This window comes from Clostridium sp. (assembly GCF_051656525.1).
Taxonomy (GTDB): domain Bacteria; phylum Bacillota; class Clostridia; order Clostridiales; family Clostridiaceae; genus Clostridium.
Genome location: NZ_JBOGCC010000225.1, coordinates 1 through 5,386, shown reverse-complemented (window position 1 = coordinate 5,386; position 5,386 = coordinate 1). Strand labels below are relative to the sequence as shown.

General features: G+C 28.5%; 5 protein-coding genes. All 5 read right to left on the bottom strand.

Annotated elements, in window-relative coordinates; all coding sequences use genetic code 11:
• A partial coding sequence (locus ACRDDY_RS10970; protein ID WP_438564992.1) for an inorganic phosphate transporter occupies positions 1 to 609 on the bottom strand: 609 nt, incomplete at its 3' end.
• A complete protein-coding gene (locus ACRDDY_RS10965) occupies positions 602 to 1,222 on the bottom strand; it encodes a DUF47 domain-containing protein (RefSeq protein WP_438564991.1) in 621 nt (206 codons plus the stop codon). The genes ACRDDY_RS10965 and ACRDDY_RS10970, both read right to left, overlap by 8 nt.
• Positions 1,223 to 1,423: 201 nt before the next feature.
• Positions 1,424 to 2,929 carry a DUF1846 domain-containing protein gene (locus ACRDDY_RS10960; protein WP_438564990.1) on the bottom strand — a complete coding sequence of 502 codons (1,506 nt, stop codon included), beginning with the start codon at positions 2,927 to 2,929 and terminating at the stop codon, positions 1,424 to 1,426.
• 215 nt (positions 2,930 to 3,144) lie between these two features.
• The gene (locus ACRDDY_RS10955) at positions 3,145 to 4,548 is read right to left on the bottom strand and encodes an MATE family efflux transporter (RefSeq protein WP_438564989.1); all 1,404 of its coding nucleotides are present in this window, start codon (positions 4,546 to 4,548) and stop codon (positions 3,145 to 3,147) included.
• A 98-nt stretch (positions 4,549 to 4,646) separates the two neighbouring features.
• Positions 4,647 to 5,386 (bottom strand): SPL family radical SAM protein (locus ACRDDY_RS10950; protein WP_438564988.1); only part of this gene is annotated, 740 nt, incomplete at its 5' end.

The window sequence follows — 5,386 nt, the reverse complement described above, 5'->3', positions numbered from 1 at the left end:
CATTGTTATAATCCCCATTGATTTTTGAGCATCATTTGCTCCATGGTTTAATGCCATAAAAGCTGTCCCTAAAATTTCAAGTCTTAAAAATAATTTATTTGATTTTCTTACATTTGAGTTTCTAAAAGCCCAATTTAATGCAAGCATAATTATATATCCTAATACAAAACCAATTGCTGGTCCTAAAATTAACCATACTACTACATGATTAAAAACATTCCCCCATTGTATCTTATCTATGCTTCCATTAAATGCAATACCAGCTCCTATTAAAGAACCTATTAATGCATGTGATGAACTACTTGGAATTCCAAAGAACCATGTTATCAAATTCCATACTATACATGCTATTAATACTCCAACTAAACACCATTGTGGTAAAAACTGATGATTTATAATATCATCTCCAACAGTCTTAGCTACCGCTGTTCCCATAAATGCACCTATAAAGTTAAACAATGCACAAAGAAGTATTGCTGTTCTTGGTCTTAATGCTCTTGTAGATATTGTAGTTGCAACTGCTGTTGCTGTATCATGAAATCCATTTATAAGGTCAAATATTAAAGCTAGTGCTACAATTAACCCTGTTATTATAAGTGCACTATGCATGTTTCATTACAACTCCTTCTACAATTGCTGCAATTTGCTCACAGTTATCTAAAGTGTTTTCAAGCATTAAATATATATCTTTCCATTTTACTATTTCAATAGCATCTGTTCCTTTGAAAAGTTCTGTAATAGTTTTTCTATATAGTCTGTCCCCAATATGCTCAATTTCATTGATACGTTTTATCTTTTCAACCATACTATTTTTCTTACCAATTTTCTTAAGCTCTTCCATTAAGTTTAAAAGCTCAGCTGTTATATCTATAATCATGTCACACATTTCAAGTGATGCTTCTGATATACTTGTAACATTATACATAATAAGTCTATTAGCTGCCGAATCTATATCATCTAATATGTTGTCCATCTTTTTTGTAATTCTAAATATATCTTCTCTATCTATTGGCGTTATAAATGCTTCATTTAATTCAATTAAATTATCGTGAACCATTAAATCACCTTTGTGTTCTAATTCTCCAATTTCTTTATTTATCTCTTCTTTTTTATCTAAATTTTCAAATCCTTTTTTTAAAAGAATAGCTGCTTCATGAATATTTTTTGCCTCTTCTATGAACATAACGAAGAATTTATCTTCTTTTGGATTAAAATTAAACATAATATTTATTCCATCTCCTTAAAATTAAAAATGTTTTTATTTCTGTTACAATTTCAGTATAAATGCAATTTATTCTTATTTGAATAGATTCCTAACATAATTTATTTATTATTTTTATTTTTTACATTTTATTAATCCAATTCATCTTTTATTCACATAAAAAGAGTGAAATTTTTTAACAATTTCACTCTTTAGATACAATTAGTAGTATAAATTTTCTGTTGGATATTGAGCATCACATGTAATATCTATTCCTAGTTTTCTAAATGTTTGCTCATCATTATTGCTTATTATTGTTGTTGAATGTGCTTTTGATTCTCTTAATTTTTCAAGATTTTCAAGTGCCACTTGTGCCATTGGATTTGTTGCTGCACATATACTAAGTGCAGTTAAAACTTCTTCAACACTAAGTGCTGGATTTTTAGAACCTAAGCTTTCTTTTTTAAGTTTCATTATAGGCTCTAACACTACCGGTGATATTAAATGAATAGTATCATCAATATTTGCATAATGTTTTATTGCATTTAATACTACCGCTGAACCAGCATCCATAATCTCAGTTGCTTTACCTGTAAATATTTCACCGTCATCAGTTTGAAGTGCTATAGCTTGAACTGTTTCATTGTTTATATCTTTAGCTTCTTTTATTTCACGTGCTTTATTTCTTGCATAGTCCACAACTACTCTATCAGTTTCTTTTAAGGATAGCTCTTCCATTATTAAAGCTGATCTTTCAAAAGTTTCTTTATCTACATAACCCTTTTTATACTCACATGCTGTTTTAAAGTATCTTCTTATAATTTCTTGTCTTGATGCCTCTTTAACAGCTTCATCATCAACAATTCCAAATCCTACTCTATTAACTCCCATATCTGTTGGAGATTTAAATTCAGATTCAGCTCCTCTAATTTTCTCAATTATTCTTCTTAAAACTGGAAAACTTTCAATGTCTCTATTATAGTTTACTGCAACTTTATTATAGTAATCAAAATGGAATGAATCTATCATATTCACGTCTTTTAAATCAACTGTTGCTGCTTCATATGCTATATTTAATGGGTGCTTTAATGGAACATTCCATACTGGGAATGTTTCAAATTTTGAATATCCTGCTACATTTCCATGTTTATACTCATGATAAAGTTGACTTAAACAAGTTGCAAGCTTTCCACTTCCAGGCCCTGGTGCTGTAACTACTACGATTGGTTTACTTGTTTCAATATATGGATTTTGTCCATATCCTTCATCACTTACAATAGTATCTACATCTGTTGGATATCCTTTAGTTGCACTGTGTTTATAAACTTTTATCCCTCTTCTTTCAAGCTTATTTATAAATATACTTGCAGCTGGTTGACCACTATATCTTGTTATTACAACTGAGTTTACATCAAGGTCATAACTTCTTAAATCATCTATAAGTCTTAGTACATCAACATCATAAGTTATACCAAAATCACCCCTGATTTTATTTCTTTCAATGTCTCCTGCATATACACAAATAATTATTTCAACCTTTTCTTTTAATTTATGTAATAACTTTATTTTTGCATTTTCATCAAAACCTGGTAAAACTCTTTTAGCATGTAAATCAAAAAGTAATTTTCCTCCAAACTCTAAATAAAGCTTATCATAATTATTAACTCTCTCTAAAATGTATTTTGATTGTTCTTCTAAATACTTCTTATGGTCAAATCCAATTTTCATATTACACCTCTATAATTTTCCTTTATTTTTTAATAAATTCTATTATTACATAATACATTATTTTTGTAAATTCTATTACTACAAAAATTCTACTATATTTCTTATATAATTCTTTCTTATTATACCAAAAAAAACTCTTCAAAAATGCTCATTCAGACATTTTTTTCAGAGTTTTTAATTTTTTATTTCTTATATTTAAAAATCTTTTATAAATTTTATTTTACTAATCTTTCTTCTACTGCTTCTACTGCTTCTACTTCTTTTTCATTTATTTTATTTAATGTTTTCTTATAAAAAACTGCAAAACAAACTATTGTAGTAAGAGCTGCTATTACATCTGAAAAAGGTTCCGCTGCAAGCACTCCCATAAGTTTATTTTCAAAAAAGTTTGGCAAAATTAATGTAAGTGGTACTAATAAAACCATTTTTCTTAAAAGTGCTAAAATTAATGAGATTTTTGCTTGTCCAAGCGCTAAGAAAGTTTGTTGACATGCCATTTGTGCTCCAAATATAAATATTCCAAGGAAAAATATTTTCATAGACCATGATGTCGTCTCTAAAAGTTCTGGATTACTATTAAATAACTTAACAAACATTTGTGGCATAGACATAGTTAAAATCCACATTATAGTTGTAAATGCTATACTTGAAAATAATAATAGCTTAAAGCATTTTTTAACTCTATTAATATTTTTAGCACCATAGTTATAACTTATAATAGGCTGTGCACCTTGAGATAATCCTACTATTGGAAGAATTATTATTTGCATTATACTACTCATTATAGTCATAGCACCAACTGCTAAATTCCCTCCATATTTTAAAAGTTGATTATTCATAGTTATAATTACAAGACTTTCTGTGGCTTGCATTATAAAAGGTGCAACTCCAAGAGCTAAAATACTAATCATAACCTTCATCTTTGGCATTAAATACTCTTTCCTTATTTTCAAAATACTCTTATTTCCAAATAAAAACTTTAAAACCCAAATTACAGAAACAAGTTGCCCACATACTGTTGCAAGAGCCGCTCCTTTAACTCCTAAATTTAAACCGAAAATAAAAATTGGATCTAAAATAATATTTATAATAGCTCCAATCATAACCGTAGACATTGCAATCTTTGCAAAACCTTGAGTTGTAATAAATGAATTCATTCCAAGAGCTATTTGAACAAAAATAGTTCCAAATAGATATATACTTAAGTAATCAGTTGCATATCCAATAGTTTCAGGTGCAGCACCAAAAGCATTTAAAATTGGTGTCTTAAAAATGAAAAACACACCTGTTAATAAAACTCCTACTAATATAAGACTCGAAAAGCTATTACTCATAATCTTCTCAGCCCCATCATTATCTTTTTCTCCCATCTTAATAGCTGCAAGTGGTGCTGCCCCCATACCAATTAATGCACTAAAAGCAGAAACAATCATAAGAATAGGAAATGCCACTCCAACCCCTGCAATAGCTAATTCCCCACTAGGCATCCTTCCAATAAAAACTCTATCAATGATGTTATAAAGAACATTAACAAGCTGTGCAATAATAGCCGGTAGTGCCAAACTAAATAAAAGTCTACCAATGCTACCAGTTCCTAAATCCGTTTTCTTACTCTCCATTCTCTTATCCCCTTAATTCATTTTTAATTCATATTATACACTTTTAATTAATTTTTTTCAAAGAAAAGACATATTTGCTTTGGAATTAAATTCATTCCTTATTGAAAAAATCCAATCTGTGTTTTCTCATAATCTCTTTTATAATCTTTAATAATATCTTCCATCTTATATAAAATATTATATTTTTCACATTCTTCTTTAAAGATTCTCATTAAATTTTCATGATTAGGTGACGGACATATGTATTCTTCCCCAAAGCTTTTTTCATATTTCTTTACCAACTCTATACCATAAATCTCTTTTAATTTTTCATAATAATAAAATCTCTGATTATTTCTAAGTGTTACTCCAATTCCGTGGGTATAAATAAATTTGGCTCCACATTCATATGCTTTTCTCACTATCCCTCTTATATTTTCTTCAGTATCATTTATAAATGGCAGAATAGGCATAAATAATATTCCCACATAAATCCCATTATCACTTAATTCTTTAATTGCTTTAAATCTTTCACTTGATGGATTTACATTAGGTTCTATGATTTTGGATACTTCATCATGGATAGATGTTATAGTTATTTTTATTAACACTTCTGAGTGTTCTTTTATCTTTTTTAAGATATCAATATCCCTAGTAATTAATGAACTTTTAGTTGCAATACCTATTCCAAATTTATATTTATCTACAAGATTTAATGCCTCTCTAGTTAGCTTATATTTTTTCTCAAAAGAATTATAGGGATCACTCATTGCACCAGTTCCTATAACCCCTTTCTTTCTTTTCTTTTTTAAATCAGCTTCTATAATTTTAGTAGAGTTATCTTTTGCACGTACAGTAT

What these genes read in the sequence shown, in the direction of transcription:
- ACRDDY_RS10965 (WP_438564991.1), bottom strand. Translation starts at nt 1,222, where the DNA reads ATGTTTAATTTTAATCCAAAAGAAGATAAATTCTTCGTTATGTTCATA.
- ACRDDY_RS10960 (WP_438564990.1), bottom strand. Translation starts at nt 2,929, where the DNA reads ATGAAAATTGGATTTGACCATAAGAAGTATTTAGAAGAACAATCAAAA.
- ACRDDY_RS10955 (WP_438564989.1), bottom strand. Translation starts at nt 4,548, where the DNA reads ATGGAGAGTAAGAAAACGGATTTAGGAACTGGTAGCATTGGTAGACTT.